This is a genomic window from Pantoea rwandensis, from assembly GCF_000759475.1.
In the GTDB taxonomy this organism is placed as follows: Bacteria; Pseudomonadota; Gammaproteobacteria; order Enterobacterales; family Enterobacteriaceae; genus Pantoea; species Pantoea rwandensis_B.
This window is the reverse complement of sequence record NZ_CP009454.1, coordinates 959,544-976,575: the sequence shown is the minus strand read 5'-3', so window position 1 is coordinate 976,575 and position 17,032 is coordinate 959,544. Positions and strand designations below refer to the sequence as shown.

15 protein-coding genes and 3 tRNA genes are annotated in these 17,032 nt (G+C 54.8%); 8 read left to right on the top strand and 10 right to left on the bottom strand.

Going from position 1 to position 17,032, the window contains the following annotated elements; genetic code table 11:
- Positions 1-24 precede the first annotated feature (24 nt).
- From amiB to nnr, 3 genes are read right to left on the bottom strand one after another with little or no spacing between them, the layout of a single operon-like run.
- Positions 25-1,662, bottom strand: a complete 1,638-nt coding sequence (amiB, locus tag LH22_RS04485) for an N-acetylmuramoyl-L-alanine amidase AmiB (RefSeq protein WP_369800323.1) — start codon at positions 1,660-1,662, stop codon at positions 25-27.
- Positions 1,663-1,670: 8 nt separating this feature from the next.
- Positions 1,671-2,147, bottom strand: a complete 477-nt coding sequence (gene tsaE, locus LH22_RS04480) for a tRNA (adenosine(37)-N6)-threonylcarbamoyltransferase complex ATPase subunit type 1 TsaE (protein WP_038644396.1) — start codon at positions 2,145-2,147, stop codon at positions 1,671-1,673.
- Between the two features lie 3 nt (positions 2,148-2,150).
- Positions 2,151-3,668, bottom strand: a complete 1,518-nt coding sequence (gene nnr / locus LH22_RS04475; RefSeq protein ID WP_071845584.1) for a bifunctional ADP-dependent NAD(P)H-hydrate dehydratase/NAD(P)H-hydrate epimerase — start codon at positions 3,666-3,668, stop codon at positions 2,151-2,153.
- Between nnr and queG the strand changes: the two genes are divergently transcribed.
- A complete protein-coding gene (queG, locus tag LH22_RS04470; RefSeq protein WP_038644394.1) occupies positions 3,667-4,806 on the top strand; it encodes a tRNA epoxyqueuosine(34) reductase QueG in 1,140 nt (379 codons plus the stop codon). The genes nnr and queG overlap by 2 nt on opposite strands.
- Before the next feature lie 435 nt (positions 4,807-5,241).
- On the opposite strand, the gene LH22_RS04465 is transcribed toward queG, so the two are convergent.
- The 4 genes from LH22_RS04465 to orn all read right to left on the bottom strand — a co-directional run bounded on the left by LH22_RS04465 (position 5,242) and on the right by orn (position 6,360).
- A tRNA-Gly gene (locus LH22_RS04465) sits at positions 5,242-5,317 on the bottom strand.
- Between the two features lie 25 nt (positions 5,318-5,342).
- Positions 5,343-5,418 (bottom strand) — tRNA-Gly (locus tag LH22_RS04460).
- Between the two features lie 24 nt (positions 5,419-5,442).
- Positions 5,443-5,518: transfer RNA gene (locus tag LH22_RS04455), tRNA-Gly, on the bottom strand.
- A 293-nt stretch (positions 5,519-5,811) separates the two neighbouring features.
- Positions 5,812-6,360, bottom strand: coding sequence for an oligoribonuclease (gene orn, locus LH22_RS04450; protein WP_038644391.1), 549 nt, complete (start codon positions 6,358-6,360; stop codon positions 5,812-5,814).
- A gap of 103 nt (positions 6,361-6,463) precedes the next feature.
- Between orn and rsgA the strand changes: the two genes are divergently transcribed.
- From rsgA to mscM, 3 genes are all read left to right on the top strand, one after another.
- On the top strand, positions 6,464-7,510 hold the full coding sequence (gene rsgA, locus LH22_RS04445) for a small ribosomal subunit biogenesis GTPase RsgA (protein ID WP_034829385.1): 1,047 nt from the start codon (positions 6,464-6,466) through the stop codon (positions 7,508-7,510).
- Positions 7,511-7,603: 93 nt separating this feature from the next.
- Complete coding sequence (asd, locus tag LH22_RS04440; protein WP_038644387.1) at positions 7,604-8,500, top strand: archaetidylserine decarboxylase; 897 nt, start codon at positions 7,604-7,606, stop codon at positions 8,498-8,500.
- A 14-nt stretch (positions 8,501-8,514) separates the two neighbouring features.
- Positions 8,515-11,850, top strand: a complete 3,336-nt coding sequence (gene mscM / locus LH22_RS04435; RefSeq protein WP_038644385.1) for a miniconductance mechanosensitive channel MscM — start codon at positions 8,515-8,517, stop codon at positions 11,848-11,850.
- A 46-nt stretch (positions 11,851-11,896) separates the two neighbouring features.
- On the opposite strand, the gene mdh is transcribed toward mscM, so the two are convergent.
- A complete protein-coding gene (gene mdh / locus LH22_RS04430; protein ID WP_038644384.1) occupies positions 11,897-12,832 on the bottom strand; it encodes a malate dehydrogenase in 936 nt (311 codons plus the stop codon).
- Positions 12,833-13,252: 420 nt separating this feature from the next.
- Between mdh and argR the strand changes: the two genes are divergently transcribed.
- The 4 genes from argR to yhcN (LH22_RS04410) all read left to right on the top strand — a co-directional run bounded on the left by argR (position 13,253) and on the right by yhcN (LH22_RS04410) (position 15,207).
- A complete protein-coding gene (gene argR / locus LH22_RS04425) occupies positions 13,253-13,723 on the top strand; it encodes a transcriptional regulator ArgR (protein ID WP_034831131.1) in 471 nt (156 codons plus the stop codon).
- A gap of 490 nt (positions 13,724-14,213) precedes the next feature.
- A complete protein-coding gene (yhcN, locus tag LH22_RS04420; protein WP_034831133.1) occupies positions 14,214-14,477 on the top strand; it encodes a peroxide/acid stress response protein YhcN in 264 nt (87 codons plus the stop codon).
- Between the two features lie 90 nt (positions 14,478-14,567).
- Positions 14,568-14,834, top strand: coding sequence for a YdgH/BhsA/McbA-like domain containing protein (locus LH22_RS04415; RefSeq protein WP_034831135.1), 267 nt, complete (start codon positions 14,568-14,570; stop codon positions 14,832-14,834).
- Positions 14,835-14,940: 106 nt separating this feature from the next.
- Positions 14,941-15,207: a peroxide/acid stress response protein YhcN gene (gene yhcN, locus LH22_RS04410; RefSeq protein WP_038644381.1), complete on the top strand. Its 267-nt coding sequence runs from the start codon at positions 14,941-14,943 to the stop codon at positions 15,205-15,207.
- 59 nt (positions 15,208-15,266) lie between these two features.
- Here the strand turns inward: yhcN (LH22_RS04410) and LH22_RS04405 are convergent, their stop codons facing one another.
- Together LH22_RS04405 and LH22_RS04400 are read right to left on the bottom strand one after the other, a co-directional pair.
- A complete protein-coding gene (locus tag LH22_RS04405) occupies positions 15,267-15,536 on the bottom strand; it encodes a barstar family protein (protein WP_034831139.1) in 270 nt (89 codons plus the stop codon).
- Positions 15,537-15,567: 31 nt separating this feature from the next.
- Positions 15,568-17,022, bottom strand: coding sequence for an NAD-dependent succinate-semialdehyde dehydrogenase (locus LH22_RS04400; protein WP_081946710.1), 1,455 nt, complete (start codon positions 17,020-17,022; stop codon positions 15,568-15,570).
- Positions 17,023-17,032: the final 10 nt, after the last annotated feature.

Here is a 17,032-nt window from a genome sequence, read left to right as displayed (position 1 = left end):
AGACTGGCGCCGCAGCGCCAGCAATCAGGATTGTGGAATCTTTAAGTTTTGCCCCAGCATCACGTTGCTCGACTTCATATTATTCGCCTGCATGATGGCTTTGGGGCTGACACCATAATGAGCGGCAATCCCAGTGAGTGAGTCACCGCGTACCACTTTGTGTCGGGTAGGACGACTCGCAGCGGTCACGCTAACGCCCGATTTTGCCGGGACTTTCAAACGTTGCCCGACCCACACCACATCGCGCTTCAGGCTATTGAGGTCACGCAGGGTTGCCATGCTGACACCGTATTTGGCGGCAATACCTGACAACGTCTCACCCCGCGTCACCGTATGGCGCTGCGTCGCGCCAGTGTATTGCACGGTTCCGGTTGCCGGGTTGCTGGCCACGCTAACCGCTGGTGCGCTGTCCAGCGGCCGGTTTTCCTCCTTTGGGATGGATTGCAGCGGATGCGCGAGGAAATAGTTGCGCAGTCCTTTATAGATCGACTGAGCAATTTTCTCCTGATACGCGCTGCTGCCAAGCAGCCGCTCCTCCGCCGCGTTACTGATAAAGCCAGTCTCAACCAGTAAAGAAGGGATATCCGGGGAACGCAACACGCCTAAGCTGGCATGTTCCGGTAAACGTTTGTGCAACGGCGTCACTCCGCGCAGTTGCTGCAGCACTTTCACCGCAACATCATAGCCAACGCGCTGTGAATGGCCGAATTGCAGATCCAGTACCGCCTGGCTTAAGTAAGGATCAGCCTGGCTGTTTGCCAGTAAATCACCGGCACCGCCCAGCAATTCGGACTGCTTCTCTTTCTGTTCCAGCCAGTTCGCCATTTCGTTATTGGCGCGACGGTTTGACAACACCCAAACGGATGCGCCGGTCGCCGAATGATTAGGCGCGGCATCGGCGTGAATCGATACCAGTAAGTTGGCATTCTCTTTTCGCGCCACCTCGGAACGACCCATCACCGAGATAAAGTAATCGCCGTTTCGCGTCAGCACAGGTTTAAACATCGGGTCCTGATCCATCAGCGCTTTCAGTTTGCGCGCAATGGCAATGGTGACGTTCTTCTCGTGCAGGCCATGCTGGCCCGATGCGCCGGGGTCCTGACCACCGTGGCCGGCGTCAATCGCCACAATCACCGTGTCATTGCGTGAAACGGCGCCACCCGGACGTACCGTGGTGTTGCTGCTGGTGACGGTGGTCACCGGATTGGCATTAAACGGATTCGCGGCACTTTCGCTTTGGCGGGCGGTGGTCACCGGTGCGGCAGCAGTGCTGCGTTTTGCCGGTTGCGTACCGCGAATGGTAAACACCACGCGATACTGATTGCCGTCACGTTGGGTGCTGGCACGCGTGTGTGCCGCCTGGGTCAGTTCGAACACCAAACGAATACTCTGTTTGTCTTTCGGCTGGCTATTACGAATACGTTGTACGATATTTTCGCCGCTAAAGTTCAGCGGTAAGCCCTTAATCGCGCCGCTTTGCCGAATATCCAGCACCACACGATTGGGATTATGCAGCGGGAAGAAACCATACACGGGTTGACCATTAAAACTCAGCGTGACGGTTGCCTGGCTGTCGCCGTTATCGACTTTGATATCTGACAAGGTGGCAGATAACGCAGAAGCAGAAACGATACAGAGCGCAGCCAGCACAATCCCTTTCATCCATGCGGTCATGCCGATTCCCTGCCTTGCTGGAACTGAGCCAGCAACGTTTCACCCACCGCAGATACCGCGCGGATCTCCGCTTCTCGCGCCGCGTCCACGTAGCGCAGCGTCAATGCCAGATCGGGTTCGGGCAATACGCCGGCGCCCTGCTGCGGCCATTCGACCAGACACAATGCATCCCCGCTGAAGTAATCGCGGATACCCATAAACTCCAGCTCTTCAGGATCGGCCAGGCGATAAAGATCGAAGTGATACAGCGTGCGTGAGCCGAGTTCGTACGGCTCCACCAGCGTATAAGTTGGGCTTTTGACATTACCCTGATGGCCAAGCGCCTGCAAAAAGCCGCGGCTAAACGTGGTTTTACCGGCGCCGAGATCGCCATAAAGATAGATCACCAACGCGCTGCTGCAAACGCGGGCCAGTTGCGCACCCAGATTTAGGGTTGCCGCCTCATCGGGCAAAGGGATAACACAGGTCTTCATGCTTTATTGTTGGATCATCTCTGGATTAACAAACTGCCACAGCAGTTCGAACAAATCAGTGGCTAACATGCCGCGCGTACCGCGCTGCCGGGCAACCGCATCTGCCGCTGCACCGTGTGCGACACAGCCCGCGCTGGCTGCCTCAAGTAAAGTCAGTTTCTGGCCCAGCATGGCCGCAATGATACCGCTCAGTACATCGCCCATGCCGCCGGATGCCATCCCCGCATTGCCTACATCCGCAATCGCGATGTCACCTGCCGCGCTGGCCACGATCGTGCCTGCGCCTTTCAGCACCACCACCCCGCCATAGCGTTTTGCCAGCGTTTGTGCCGCCTGTAAGCGATCGCGCTCGACCTCACGGGTCTTAACGCCTAACAGTCGTGCGGCCTCGCCAGGATGCGGAGTAATGATGCGATTCTGACGGTAATCCGGCTTGATTGCCAGCAGGTTAAGCGCATCAGCATCCCAAAGCATCGGCTTTTCACTGGCCGCGACTTTTTTCAGTGCCTTCTGAGCCCAATCGCGTTGTCCCAGTCCGGGTCCGATAGCGATCACGTCAGCCCATTGCAGGGCTTGTTCCAGCGTTTCTTCACCCAACGCATCGACCATGAGCTCCGGCCGTGCCGTCAGAATCGGGCCGATATTATCTTCATGCGTGAGCACGCGCACAAGCCCAGCACCACTGCGCAGCGCTGCTTCTGCCGTCATTCGGATTGCCCCGGCGGTGCCAGTATCCCCTCCCACCACCACTAAACGTCCATGGTCGCCTTTGTGCGAAGTGGCTTTTCGTGGTTTCAGCCAGTGCGCCAGATCAGCCGCATCGTAGCGTTGCATGGGGGCCGTCTCGCCTGCGAGGAAGGTGTTCAGCCCTAGTGCATCACAATGCAACCGGCCCACGTGATCGCGAGCTTTACCGGTCAACAATCCCGGTTTCAGCACAATCATACTCAGGGTGACATCCGCGTTGATGGCGTTGCCAGGCGTGGTGCCAGTGGCGGCATCCAATCCCGAGGGAATATCTATCGCGAAGATGGGCGCGGCATGTGCATTGGCCAGATCAATCAATTCAGCGTAAGGTGCGGCTGGCGCACGATTGATGCCAGTACCGAGCAATGCATCGACGATCACATCAATGTTTTGCGGCCATGGCGCATCCGGGGCATGTATCACCCCTCCCGCCGCCAGCCAGGCTTCTTGCGCCTGCTGTGCTTCTTCCGGCAAGGGTTTATTGCCGCTACACGCCAGCAATGTGACGCGCAATCCCGCCGCCTGTGCCAGCCGCGCCACCACATAGCCATCGCCCCCGTTATTACCCTGTCCGCAGAGAATCAGCCAGTGCTGCGCCTGCGGCCACTGTGCCCGCACTCGCTCATAGCTCGCCTGCCCGGCGCGCAGCATTAATTCGTACAAGGTTAAACCCAGGCTATCCGCCGCATCGCGCTCCAGTTGCCCTATCGCCTGCGCAGGCCAGACAGAGTGTGGTAAACTGCGCGGGTTTGCTTCAATTGCCTGGTTTCTCATGTCATACCCTCTCGATCTTCAACAGCTTGCCCACCAAATTAAACTGTGGGGGCGCGAACTTGGCTTTCAGCAGGTTGGTATTTGCGATACCAATCTCAGCGCTGAAGAGCCCAAATTACAGGATTGGCTGGAGAAGCAGTATCACGGAGAAATGGACTGGATGGCGCGTCACGGTATGATGCGTGCCCGCCCACACGAACTCCTGCCCGGCACACTGCGCGTGATCAGCGTGCGCATGAACTATCTTCCCGCGAAAGCAGCGTTTGCCAGTACCTTAAAAAATCCCCAGTTGGGTTATGTCAGCCGCTATGCGCTGGGCCGCGATTATCACAAAGTATTGCGCAATCGACTGAAAAAGCTTGGAGAGATGATCCAGGCGCATTGTGGCGAACTCAATTTCCGCCCGTTTGTCGATTCCGCACCGATTCTCGAGCGCCCGATTGCCGCCAAAGCAGGCCTGGGCTGGACCGGTAAACACTCGCTCATTCTCAATCGTGAAGCCGGTTCCTGGTTCTTTCTCGGCGAGTTGCTGATTGATTTGCCGTTGCCCGTCGATCAGCCACAGGAAGAACAGTGCGGTCGCTGCGTCGCCTGCATCACTATTTGCCCTACTTCCGCCATCGTTGAGCCTTATGTGGTTGACGCGCGGCGCTGTATTTCCTATCTCACCATCGAACTCGAAGGCGCGATACCGGAAGAGTTCCGCCCGCTGATTGGTAACCGCATCTACGGATGTGACGATTGCCAGCTTATCTGTCCGTGGAATCGTTACGGTCAGTTAACCGATGAAGATGATTTCTCACCGCGTGCGGTGCTGCACGCGCCACCGTTGGTGGATCTTTTTCAGTGGGACGAAGCGAAATTCTTGCGTGTCACGGAAGGCTCGGCGATTCGTCGCATCGGCCACTTGCGCTGGCTGAGGAACATCGCGGTGGCATTGGGCAATGCGCCCTGGGCAGAGGAAAATCTGGCGGCGTTGCAAATGCGTAGCGGTGAACACGCCATGCTGGATGAGCATATTGACTGGGCCATCGCGCAGCAGTTACAGAAACGTGCAGCACAGGGGGTAGAGGTTCAGCCCGCTAAGAAACAGCGCTTAGTGCGCGCCGTCGAGAAAGGCCTGGCCCGTGATGCGTGAATGACCAATCGCGCAGGATAAAATCCTTTTCCACATGCTGTGAATAAAATTATAGAGCCGAATAGTGACGGGGATCGTTATATCGTCTAGCAAGACTATTCACACACTGAAATACCTATAAATACAATAAAAACAATTATTTAGGTAATTACTGTAAACATTAATGTAGAGTTTAGCGCGCAGGGGCTTGTCCAGAGCTTGTGGATAACTCTGTTTAAAACATTTTTGCAGATAGGGTAAAACGCCGTCAGCACGTTGCAGGCGCATTGTGGATAACCTGTAAGATAACTGCAACAGACTACAGGCATCATTGGTGCTAATGCGGTGCGTAAAATTTCCAGAAAGAAAAACAGGCCGCATAAGATCGATAAAGACTGCAGCAGTTTTAAGTCTGATTACGCCCGAGAGCAAATAACATTAGTGAATATGAAAATCTGGAGCGGGAAACGAGACTCGAACTCGCGACCCCGACCTTGGCAAGGTCGTGCTCTACCAACTGAGCTATTCCCGCAAAGAGGTTACTACTAAACAGATTTTGGAGCGGGAAACGAGACTCGAACTCGCGACCCCGACCTTGGCAAGGTCGTGCTCTACCAACTGAGCTATTCCCGCAAAGAGGTTACTGCTAACGAAGTTTGGAGCGGGAAACGAGACTCGAACTCGCGACCCCGACCTTGGCAAGGTCGTGCTCTACCAACTGAGCTATTCCCGCATAATCTTCGTCTTTCAATTCGCAGCTGCGTTAGCTTCCTTCACTCACACGGGTCACTTACTGAAGTAAGCTCTCTGTGATTCGTTTCGTTGCTGCCTTGCCGCAAACCGAAATACTTGATTCCGGAACTTCGTGTTACTGCTGCGCACCGTTGTAAATTCTTCACCGGTACGGGGTGCGCATTATACGAGAAATCCTTTCAGTCGCAAGAGTCTAAAAGCAAAATTTTGCGCTTTCAGTTCGTTTGCTGCTTTAATCGGCAACCTGATGATTTCCTGCGCACCCTTTGCCGATTAAAGCTGCAAGAAGTGCTCGCGGTAATACGCCAACTCAGCAACGGACTCGCGAATATCGTCCAGCGCCTGATGGCTGCCGGCTTTTTTGAAGCCTGGCAGGATATCCGGTTTCCAGCGACGCGCCAGTTCTTTTAGCGTGCTGACATCCAGATAACGGTAATGGAAGTAGGCTTCCAGCTCCGGCATGTATTTGAACAGGAAGCGACGATCCTGGCCGATGCTGTTGCCGCAAATCGGAGAAGTGTTGGCCGGAACCCACTGCTTGAGAAATTCGATGGTCGCCCGCTCTGCAGCACGGTCGTCGTATTGGCTGGCTTTCACACGTTCGACCAGGCCACTGTTGGTGTGCGTACGCACATTCCACTCATCCATCAATGCCAATTGCTCATCAGACTGATGCACCGCAAACACCGGGCCTTCTGCCAGGATGTTCAGGTTGGCATCGGTGACGATCGTGGCGATCTCAATAATGCGATCCTGCTCCGGATCCAATCCGGTCATTTCCAGGTCGATCCAAATCAGATTATTTTCATTTCCAGCTGTCATGCGTTTCCCGCCTGTTGCCAAAGTCGTCATTACACTCGTTTCAGGTGTATCATAGACGTTTTGCCCAGCGGGGCGAAGCCTGGCGAAAGCCGTGAGAGGATGCGTGAGCAAAAATAAACTGTCGAAGGGTCAACAACGTCGCGTAAGCGCTAACCATCAGCGTCGTCTGCAGCAACGGAATGAAAAGCCGGAACCGGATGACAACCTGTTTGGAGAAGCGAGCGAAGGCGTGGTGATCAGCCGTTTCGGCATGCACGCAGATGTGGAAGATGGCGTGGGCGAAGTGCATCGCTGCAATATCCGTCGCACCATTCGCTCGCTGGTCACCGGTGACCGTGTGCTGTGGCGTGCGGCGATTGGCGGCGGCAAAGGCATCGTAGAAGCGGTTCACGAACGTAAAACGGTGCTGACCCGTCCGGACTTCTATGATGGCGTCAAACCGATCGCGGCGAACATCGATCAGATCATCATTGTGTCGGCGATCCTGCCGGAACTTTCGCTCAATATCATCGATCGTTATCTGGTGGCCAGTGAAACCCTGGGCGTTGAGCCGCTGCTGGTCCTGAACAAAACCGACCTGCTCGACGCGGAAGCCCGCGCGTTTGTGGATGAGCAGATGGATATCTATCGCAAAATTGGCTATCGCGTGTTGATGGTCTCCAGCCGTGCCAAAGATGGCCTGGCGGAGTTGGAACAGGCCTTAACCGATCGCGTGAGCATTTTTGCGGGTCAATCTGGTGTGGGTAAATCCAGTTTGCTGAACAATCTGCTGGGACTGGAATTGGCGGGTGATGAGATTCTGACCAACGATGTATCTGATAACTCCGGTCTGGGCCAACACACCACCACCGCCTCACGCCTGTATCACTTCCCGCACGGCGGCGACGTGATTGATTCTCCAGGCGTACGTGAATTCGGTTTATGGCATCTGGAGCCGGAACAAATCACCCGTGGATTTGTCGAATTTCGTGAGTTTATCGGCGGTTGCCGTTTCCGCGACTGCAAGCATGATACCGATCCCGGCTGCGCCATTCGCGAAGCGGTAGAGGAAGGAACAATCAACATCTCGCGCTTCGATAACTACCACCGGATTCTGGAGAGTATGGCGCAGGTAAAAACGCGTAAAAACTTTTCCGCCAGCGAAGATTAACGGGTACAACGGCACATTCGCCAACTGACCGGGGCGCTGCTACAATCCGCCCCCTTTTGTGTAAACCAAGCGTAATTAAGCCAGGAGGCAACGGTGTTTGATCGTTTTAAACTCGGCCTGAATCATATTCTGCCTAAAAAAGGGCTGACCGAACTTGCCGGCTGGGGCGCCAGTCGTCGCGGTGGCTGGCTGACCAAAGCGGTCATCGACATTTTTGTCTGGTACTACAAAGTGGATATGGCCGAAGCCAGCAAACCCCATACCGGTAGCTATCGCACCTTCAATGACTTCTTCGTGCGTCCGCTAAAAGAGGGTGCGCGCCCGATTGATCCCGACGCGACCTTGCTGGCGCTGCCAGCCGATGGCGCGGTGAGCCAGTTAGGCCGCATCGAAGGCGATCAGATCTTCCAGGCGAAAGGCCATTACTATTCGTTGCAGGCCTTGCTGGCCGGTAACGACGATCTGGCGGAAAAGTTCGTCGATGGCGAGTTCATCACCACCTATCTCGCACCGCGCGATTATCACCGTGTGCACATGCCCTGCAACGGCATTCTGCGCGAAATGATTTATGTGCCGGGCGACCTTTACTCCGTCAACCCGCTGACAGCACGTAACATCCCGAACCTGTTTGCACGCAATGAACGTGTGATCTGCGTCTTCGATACCGATCATGGCCCGATGGTGCAGATCCTGGTGGGAGCGACTATTGTGGGCAGCATCGAAACCGTGTGGGCGGGCACCATTACGCCACCACGTGAAGGGGTGATTAAACGTTGGCGTTATCCTTCAGCCGATCATGACGGCGCTGTTGTGCTGTTGAAAGGTCAGGAAATGGGGCGTTTCAAACTCGGTTCGACAGTGATTAACTTGTTCGCACCGGGCCGCGTCAAGCTGGCGGAAAGTCTCGAAGCCGAGAGTAAAACCCGTCTTGGCCAACCGCTGGCGATTGCCCTGCCGCAGCCCGGCGAAAGCGCCCCGCTCGCTGAATAACCGGAACCTATCCCGTGCGCGTTTTTCTCTCTCTGCTGCTGAGCCTGGTGCTCAGCAGTTCTGTATTGGCAGCCACCGTTCCTCCTGCGAGTCAGCTGAAGCAGGAACTGGATGCGGCCAAATCCGCCAAAGCCTCTCCCGCTCAAGCCGAGCAAGTTCAGGCGATTGAAGCGGCGATCAATTTCCTCTCTGAGCGTGATGAATCGCTTGAGCGTGCCAAACAGTATCAGCAGGTGATTGATGATTTCCCACGGCTGGCACGTGAACTGCGTCAGCAGATTGCCACGCTGACCGACAGCAGTAAAACGGTGCGCACCAACATGAGCAGCGCCGAGCTGGATCAGGAAATCCTGCAAATCAGCAGCCAGCTGCTGGAAGAAGGCCGTCAGGCGCAGCAAGAGCAGGACCGCGCACGTGAGATCAGCGATTCACTTTCACAGTTACCGCAGCAGCAGACTGACGCGCGCCGGGCGATGACCGAAAGCGATCGCCGTGCTCAGGGCTTTTCTGCGGCCGCTACGCCGCTGGCTCAGGCGCAGATATATGCCCGACTGGCCGAGAATGCCGCCAATAAAGCGCGCGTGGATGAGTTAGAACTGGCACAGCTCTCCGCCAATAATCGCCAGGAGCTGGCGCGTATGCGGGCGGAGGTGCATCAGCGCAAAGTGACGCAGCTGGATAACTATCTGCAGTCGCTGCGCAATCAACTGAATAACCAGCGTCAGCGAGAAGCGGAACTGGCGCTCGAACGCACTGAACAGCTGGCGGAAAACAGTGGCGATTTACCGGCTTCGATCAGCGATCAATTCCGCGTCAACCGTGAGCTATCAGCCGACCTGAATGCGCAGGCCCAACGTATGGATTTGGTCGCTTCGCAGCAACGTCTGGCCACCAACCAAACGCTACAGGTGCGCCAGGCTCTCAGCACGCTGCGCGAACAATCACAATGGCTGGGCGCCTCGAATCTGCTGGGTGAAGCCTTGCGTGCGCAAGTCGCCAGATTGCCGGATATGCCGAAGTCGCAGCAGATCGACAGCGAGATGGGCCAGCTGCGTGTACAACGACTGCATTATGAAGATTTGCTGGAGCGGCAAAAGGATCTGCGCAAAGAGAAGCAGGATGACGGCACGCCGTTCACCAGCGAGCAAACCCGTATTCTTGATGCCCAGTTGAAAACCCAGCGCGAGCTGCTCAATTCACTGATCTCCGGCTGCGATACACTGATTCTGGAAATCACCAAGCTGAAGGTGTCGAACACGCAGTTGCAGGACGCCCTGGGTGAAGTGAAGGAAGCCACCCACCGTTATCTGTTCTGGACGGCGGATGTCAGCGCCATCGACCTGAAGTATCCGATTGACGTGGCGCGTGACTTAACCCGCCTGCTGTCGCTGGATACCTTAGGGCAACTCGGTAAAGCGCTGGCGATGATGTTTACCAGCAAAGAAACCGTGATGCCAATCATCTGCGCAGTGCTGTTGGTGGGCTTCAGCATCAGCTCGCGCCGTCATTACAATGCCTTTATGGCGCGTTCCGCCAGCAAAGTGGGCAAAGTGACCCAGGACCGCTTTAGCCTGACATTGCGCACCGTGTTCTGGTCGATTCTGGTCGCCGTGCCGCTGCCGGTATTGTGGGCCGCGCTGGGCTTTGGTTTGCAGCACGCCTGGCCTTATCCGTTTGCCGTTGCGATTGGAGATGGCATCACCGCCACGCTGCCGCTGCTGTGGGCCTTTATGATCAGTGCTGCTTTTGCGCGTCATGATGGGCTATTTGTGGTGCACTTCCGCTGGCCGCAGGCGCGGGTAGCGCGTGCTATGCGTTACTACTCTCTGACGGTTGGCCTGATTGTGCCGCTGATCATGCTGCTGATTGCCTTTGCCAATCTGGACGATCCGCAGTTCTCCGGCACGCTCGGTCGCCTGTGCTTCATTTTGATTTGCGGTGCGTTAAGTATTGTCACCGTCAGCCTCAAACGTGCAGGCATTCCGCTGTATCTGGATAAAGAGGGCAACGGCGACAACTTCGTTAACCGCATTCTGTGGAACCTGATGATTGCCATCCCGCTGGTGGCGGCGTTGGCTTCCTGCATCGGCTATCTGGCAACGGCGCAGGCCCTGCTGGCACGCCTGGAAACCTCGGTAGGCATTTGGTTCTTCCTGCTGGTGATTTACCACATTATTCGCCGCTGGATGCTGATCCAACGTCGCCGCATCGCCTTTGATCGCGCCCGCCAACGCCGTGCCGATATGCTGGCGAACCGTGCGCGCAGCGAAGAAGAGAAAGATCAACAAACGCCCGCCAACGCCGATACCATCGAAATTGAAGAGCCGAGCCTGGATTTAGATGAGATCAGCGCGCAGTCATTGCGTTTGGTGCGCTCCATTCTGACGTTGATTGCGCTGGTATCGGTGATTGTGCTGTGGTCGGAAATTCACTCGGCCTTTAGCTTCCTCGATAATATCCCGCTATGGGATGCCAGCACCACGGTGCAGGGCGTGGAGAGCGTGCAGCCGATAACGCTGGGTGCGGTGCTGATTGCCATCCTGGTGTTCATTATTACCACCCAGCTGGTGCGCAACATGCCTGCCCTGCTGGAATTGGCACTGCTGCAACACATCAGCCTGACGCCCGGCACCGGTTACGCTATTACCACCCTGACCAAATACGTACTGATGTTGATTGGCGGGTTAGTCGGCTTCTCGATTATTGGTGTTGAGTGGGCAAAACTGCAGTGGCTGGTGGCGGCATTAGGTCTGGGACTGGGCTTTGGTATGCAGGAGATCTTCGCCAACTTTATTTCTGGTCTGATTATCCTGTTCGAAAAGCCAATTCGTATCGGCGATACCGTTACCATTCGCGATCTGACCGGCAGCATTACCCGCATCAATACCCGCGCTACGACGATTACCGATTGGGACCGTAAAGAGATCATTGTGCCGAACAAGGCCTTTATCACTGAGCAGTTCGTTAACTGGTCGTTGTCGGATTCTGTCACGCGTGTGGTGCTGACCATTCCGGCTCCGGCTCATGTTAACAGTGATGAAGTCACCAACATTCTCAAGCAGGCGGCCGAGCGCTGTACCTATGTGCTGGATATGCCCGCGCCGGATGTGTTCCTGGTGGATTTACAGCAAGGCATTCAGCTGTTTGAATTGCGTGTGCACGCGGCTGAGATGGGCCACCGCATGCCGCTGCGTCATGAGTTGCATCAGTTGATTCTGCGCGGCTTTGAAGAGCACGGCATTGAGATGCCGTTCCCACCATTCCAGGTGCGTATGGAAACGCTGGGGCGTAAAACACCGGCCAGCAATGGCTCACCGTCCAGCCAGACCTTTAAATCTGGCGGCTTATAAATGACAACGCCCGGCAATCACCGGGCGTTGTTTTTTCTGCTGAGCGTTACTTCACAAACTCTTCGCCCTGCGCGATATCTTTCTTCAGCGTTTCCAGCATACCGTTAAGCGCCTGCTGTTCGAACGCACTCAAAGAACCCAACGGGCGACGTTCCACGATACCGTTCTTGCCGATAAGCAGCGGCTGAGAGAAGAAGCGCGCATACTCACCATCCCCTTCAACATAAGCGCATTCGACCACGTTTGCTTCGCCCTGCAGCGCACGCACCAGTGAGAGACCAAAGCGCGCAGCAGCCTGCCCCATGGATAAGGTCGCCGATCCACCACCAGCTTTCGCTTCCACCACTTCGGTGCCGGCGTTTTGAATACGCTTAGTGAGGTCAGCCACTTCCTGTTCGCTGAAGCTGATGCCTTTAACCTGCGACAGCAGCGGCAAAATTGTCACGCCTGAGTGCCCCCCCACCACCGGGACCTCGATCTCGGTAGGCTGCTTGCCTTTCAACGCGGCAACAAAGGTGTTGGCGCGGATAATGTCGAGGGTTGAGACACCAAACAGGCGGTTCTTGTCATACACGCCGGCTTTCTTCAACACTTCAGCCGCAATCGCCACCGTGGTGTTAACCGGATTAGTGATCACGCCAATCAGCGCTTTCGGCGCGGTGCTGGCAACCTGCTCGATCAGGTTACGCACAATGCCCGCGTTAACGTTAAACAAGTCGGCGCGATCCATGCCGGGTTTACGTGCCACACCCGCAGAAATCAGCACAATATCGGCGCCCTGCAGCGCAGGTGTCGCGTCTTCGCCACTGAACCCTTCCACCTTCACTGAGGTAGGAATATGGCTGAGATCAACCGCCACCCCGGGCGTGACCGGGGCGATATCATAAAGTGAGAGAGCGGAACCTGCGGGTAATTGAGTCTTGAGCAGCAGTGCGAGCGCCTGGCCAATACCACCGGCTGCACCGAGAACGGCAACTTTCATCCTGAACTCCTTATGAAGGTGGGGCAGAGATATGCCGAAAATCCATCAGGTTACGAGTTTAATCAACTTCTCAGGCGATAGCGACAAACCTGTCGCGCAATAACATGACGCCGCAATCGGCTCCCGAGACATCTCCACTTCAGAAGTCGCCTGAATGATACAATCGCAGCCAGAAGACAATGGACGGCAATGATCATCGATATAGTTGTTACCACTTCAATACTATAACAACATTGCAACCTTCGCTTTGCGCGTCAGCCCGCGATTTTGGCGCAACACAAAACTCTGCTATGATGCCTGTCCGCAGTTGATTAGCGCGATTCTCTCACTACGCTTATTGCATAAAAATTCATCTAAATGCATAATAATTTATCTGCCGCTGGCCTGTTGCCTGCTGCACCCCTCTTTTATTGGTAGCTTATGCGAAACCCATCAAAACAAGACGACTTGATCAAAGCGTTCAAAGCGTTATTAAAAGAAGAAAAATTCAGCTCTCAGGGCGAAATCGTACAGGCGCTGCAGGAAGACGGCTTCGAGAACATCAATCAGTCAAAAGTTTCTCGTATGCTGACCAAGTTTGGTGCCGTACGCACCCGCAATGCCAAAATGGAAATGGTTTATTGTTTGCCAGCCGAACTGGGCGTGCCGACCACCACCAGCCCATTGAAGAATCTGGTGCTGGATATCGATTACAATGATGCCTTAGTGGTGATTCACACCAGCCCGGGTGCTGCGCAGCTGATTGCACGCCTGCTGGATTCACTCGGTAAAGCGGAAGGCATTCTCGGGACTATCGCGGGGGATGACACCATCTTTATTACCCCTGCACGTAGCTTCTCCGTAAAACAGCTGCACGATGCCGTACTGGTTTTATTCGAACAGGAACTATAAAACCCTGGTCTTAACCGGCAGATCATCTGCCGGTAACATCCTTCCTGATGACCCGTTACCCGCCACGCTTGTTACAAAATCCTTTTTTAATAATAAGTTATCGATATAGCTGCCGGTTCTGCATCCGCCGAAATATTGGTACGACCTTTTCCCCTGCTTAACCATTCGCGCTATTTTACACTGATTTACATATTGTGCTCAGTGGTTATAGCTTCTTATGGCGTATCAGCCAGCGGGATCAACCATGATCTTTCGCACGAAAAGATAATTTGATGCAGATCATTGTTTTTACGAATAAATAACAGTCAATGGTTAATGATTGACCGGTTTTAATAACTTCCAGTTCTAAAAAGGTGCCATAAGGATAAAGAATAACAACCAAACATTATTAGCCAGATATTAATTTCATGGGTTATTAGATCTATACTTGTTTTCGTGATGCAAATCACACGAAAGAAAAAGATAAAAACAGAAGACGAGGAAAAATACCATGAACGTTAAAACTACTATCGCAACCCTGAGTGTTCTATCTGCCCTGTCATTTGGTGCTTTTGCAGCAGATTCTATCAATGCCCAACAGGCAGCGAATTTGCAACCTGCCGGCACCATTAGTGTGAGCGGCGTGGGCGGTTCTCCGATGGATATCCATGAGCAGCTGAATGCTAAAGCCGATCAGGAAGGTGCTAAAGCCTACCGTGTGATCGAAGCGAATACCGGCGACAGCTATCACGCCACCGCTGAGCTTTATAAATAAGTTGACTGAACAAGACGCAGTGTGAACGGCGACCCGTTTGAGACGCATTTGCCTCTCAGGTTGCCAAACCCCATTTCAGGAGAGTGAATCATGAAAACCAAATTAGCTATCGCCATCGTAGGTCTGGCTTCCGTATTGTCCTTCGGTGCCAGTGCCGCCAGCCTGGTTTCTAACGAACAAGCCGAGCAACTACAACCGCTGAATCAAACCATCAGCGTGAGCGGTGTTGACGGTGATCAGACCAACGTCCGTCAGGAACTGTCGCAGAAAGCCGATGCTCAGGGTGCCAGCCATTACCGCATCATTGAGAATAACCGTGGCGACACCTTCCACGTGACTGCAGAACTGTACAAATAAGAATACATCGAACGTCGGGCGCCTGAACGGCGCCAGACAATTGATCGACGACCCGCCTCACCCACTTTTTGCCGCAGGTTGTTGATTACAACGAGGAGAAAAAATCATGAAAATCAAAGCAACCATCGCAGCCGCCAGCCTTCTTTCCCTGTTTGCCTTTGGTGCATCAGCAGCACAACTGGTAACTGATGAGCAGGCGCAAAATCTGCAACCTACCGGCAGCACTATCACCATCAGCGGTACCGGCGGTTCGCCAATGGATTATCGTTCTGAGCTTTCTCAGAAAGCCGATGCACAAGGTGCCAGTGCTTATAAAGTGATTGAAGCGAAAACCGGCGACAGCTATCACGTGACCGCCGAGCTGTATAAATAATTCCTCGTCAATTCTGACGAACCCTTTGGCCCCGCTCGCCGGGGCCCTTTTTCGGCTTGTCACTTCACATTAAAGCGGAGCTGGCCTTCCAGCTCCTCTTCTGCTTCATCAAACAGCAGGATTAATGCGCCATACCGGCGTTTCTGCCCTGTCCCCAGATTCACAAACTCAATTTCCAGCGGCAACGGCAACTGCTCCCCAAGTATCGCATCCCAGAGATCGTCAAGATCGCTGATGGCCAGATCCGCCAGCGCAAAACGATCGCTGAACTGGCGATAGAAATGGGCTTGATCGACGATTTCGTCAAAATCAAAACGCTCGGTTCTCATCGTGATTCCCTCTTGCAGGCAGGGCCGCCCGTCAGGCAAGCCCACCAATATGCAGCGCTTTCACTTCCAGGTACTCTTCCATTCCCAGCACCGATCCTTCACGTCCCAAACCGGACTCTTTTACACCGCCAAACGGTGCCAGTTCGGTGGATACGGCACACTCATTAATGCCAATCATCCCGGCCTCCAGCGCCGCCGAGACGCGGAACACCCGTTGCAGATTTTGCGTGTAGAAATAGGCGGCTAATCCGTATTCCGTGTTATTGGCGCGCTGAATGACATCGGCTTCATCATCAAAGCGGAAGCAGGCGGCGACCGGACCAAAGGTCTCTTCCTGGGCCAGCATCATCCCCTCATGCGCCTCGGCAATCACCGTCGGCTGCCAGAAGTTGCCTCCCAGCGGATGACGCTCGCCGCCGATCAGCAACTTACCGCCTTTGCTCAGCGCATCCTTCACGTGCTCTTCCACTTTCTCCAGCGCCGAGCGCTCGATCAGCGGGCCGACAATCACGCCTTCTTCAACGCCATTCCCTACTTTCAGCTTGCCCACGGCATCGGCCAGTTGATTGACGAAACGATCGTAGACCGCGTTGTGCACATAGAAACGGTTCACGCTGACACAAACCTGGCCCGCATTGCGGAATTTGTTGGCTATTGCACCCTGTACCGCCGCCTCAATATCCGCATCCTCAAACACGATATAGGGTGCATTGCCGCCCAGCTCCATCGAGACTTTCTTCATGGTGTCTGCTGCGTTGCGCATCAGCGTTTTGCCCACGGCGGTCGACCCGGTAAACGAGATTTTACGCACCGCCTGGCTAGCCATAATGGCGTCGCTGATGGCATGGGTATCGCCCGCCACCGCATTTAACACGCCATCAGGTACACCGGCTTCTTGTGCCAGAGCCAACAGTGCAAAGGCACACAGCGGCGTATTATTCGCCGGTTTGATGATGCCGGTACAGCCTGCTGCCAGCGCCGGGCCAAGCTTGCGTGTCAGCATCGCCATCGGGAAATTCCACGGCGTGATAGCCGCCACCACACCAATCGGTTCACGTGTTGCCAAAATGCGTGATCCGGGTTTCGCAGGCGGGATGATTTCGCCGTTGGCACGTTTAGCTTGCTCGGCAAACCATTGAATAAAGCTGGCGGCGTACTCGACTTCGCCTTCGGCTTCTTTCAGGGGTTTGCCCTGCTCGGCCGTCATGAGCTGCCCGAGCCAGCTTTTGTTCTCAATGATCAGTTGATACCAGCGATGAAGGATCTCCGCGCGCTGTTTCGCGGTTTTATCACGCCATGCCGGAAAAGCCTGCTGAGCGGCAGTGATGGCCTGCTCGGTTTCCGCCTTACCCGCTCGGGCGACTTTGGCCAGCACTTCGCCGGTTGCCGGGTTAGTGACGTCAAAGGTGTCACTGGCGGTGTGCCACTGGCCCGCAGCGAAATAGCCGGTTTTAAACAGCGCGTGTTGTTGTAGAGAGGTGGACATCATTCTTCTC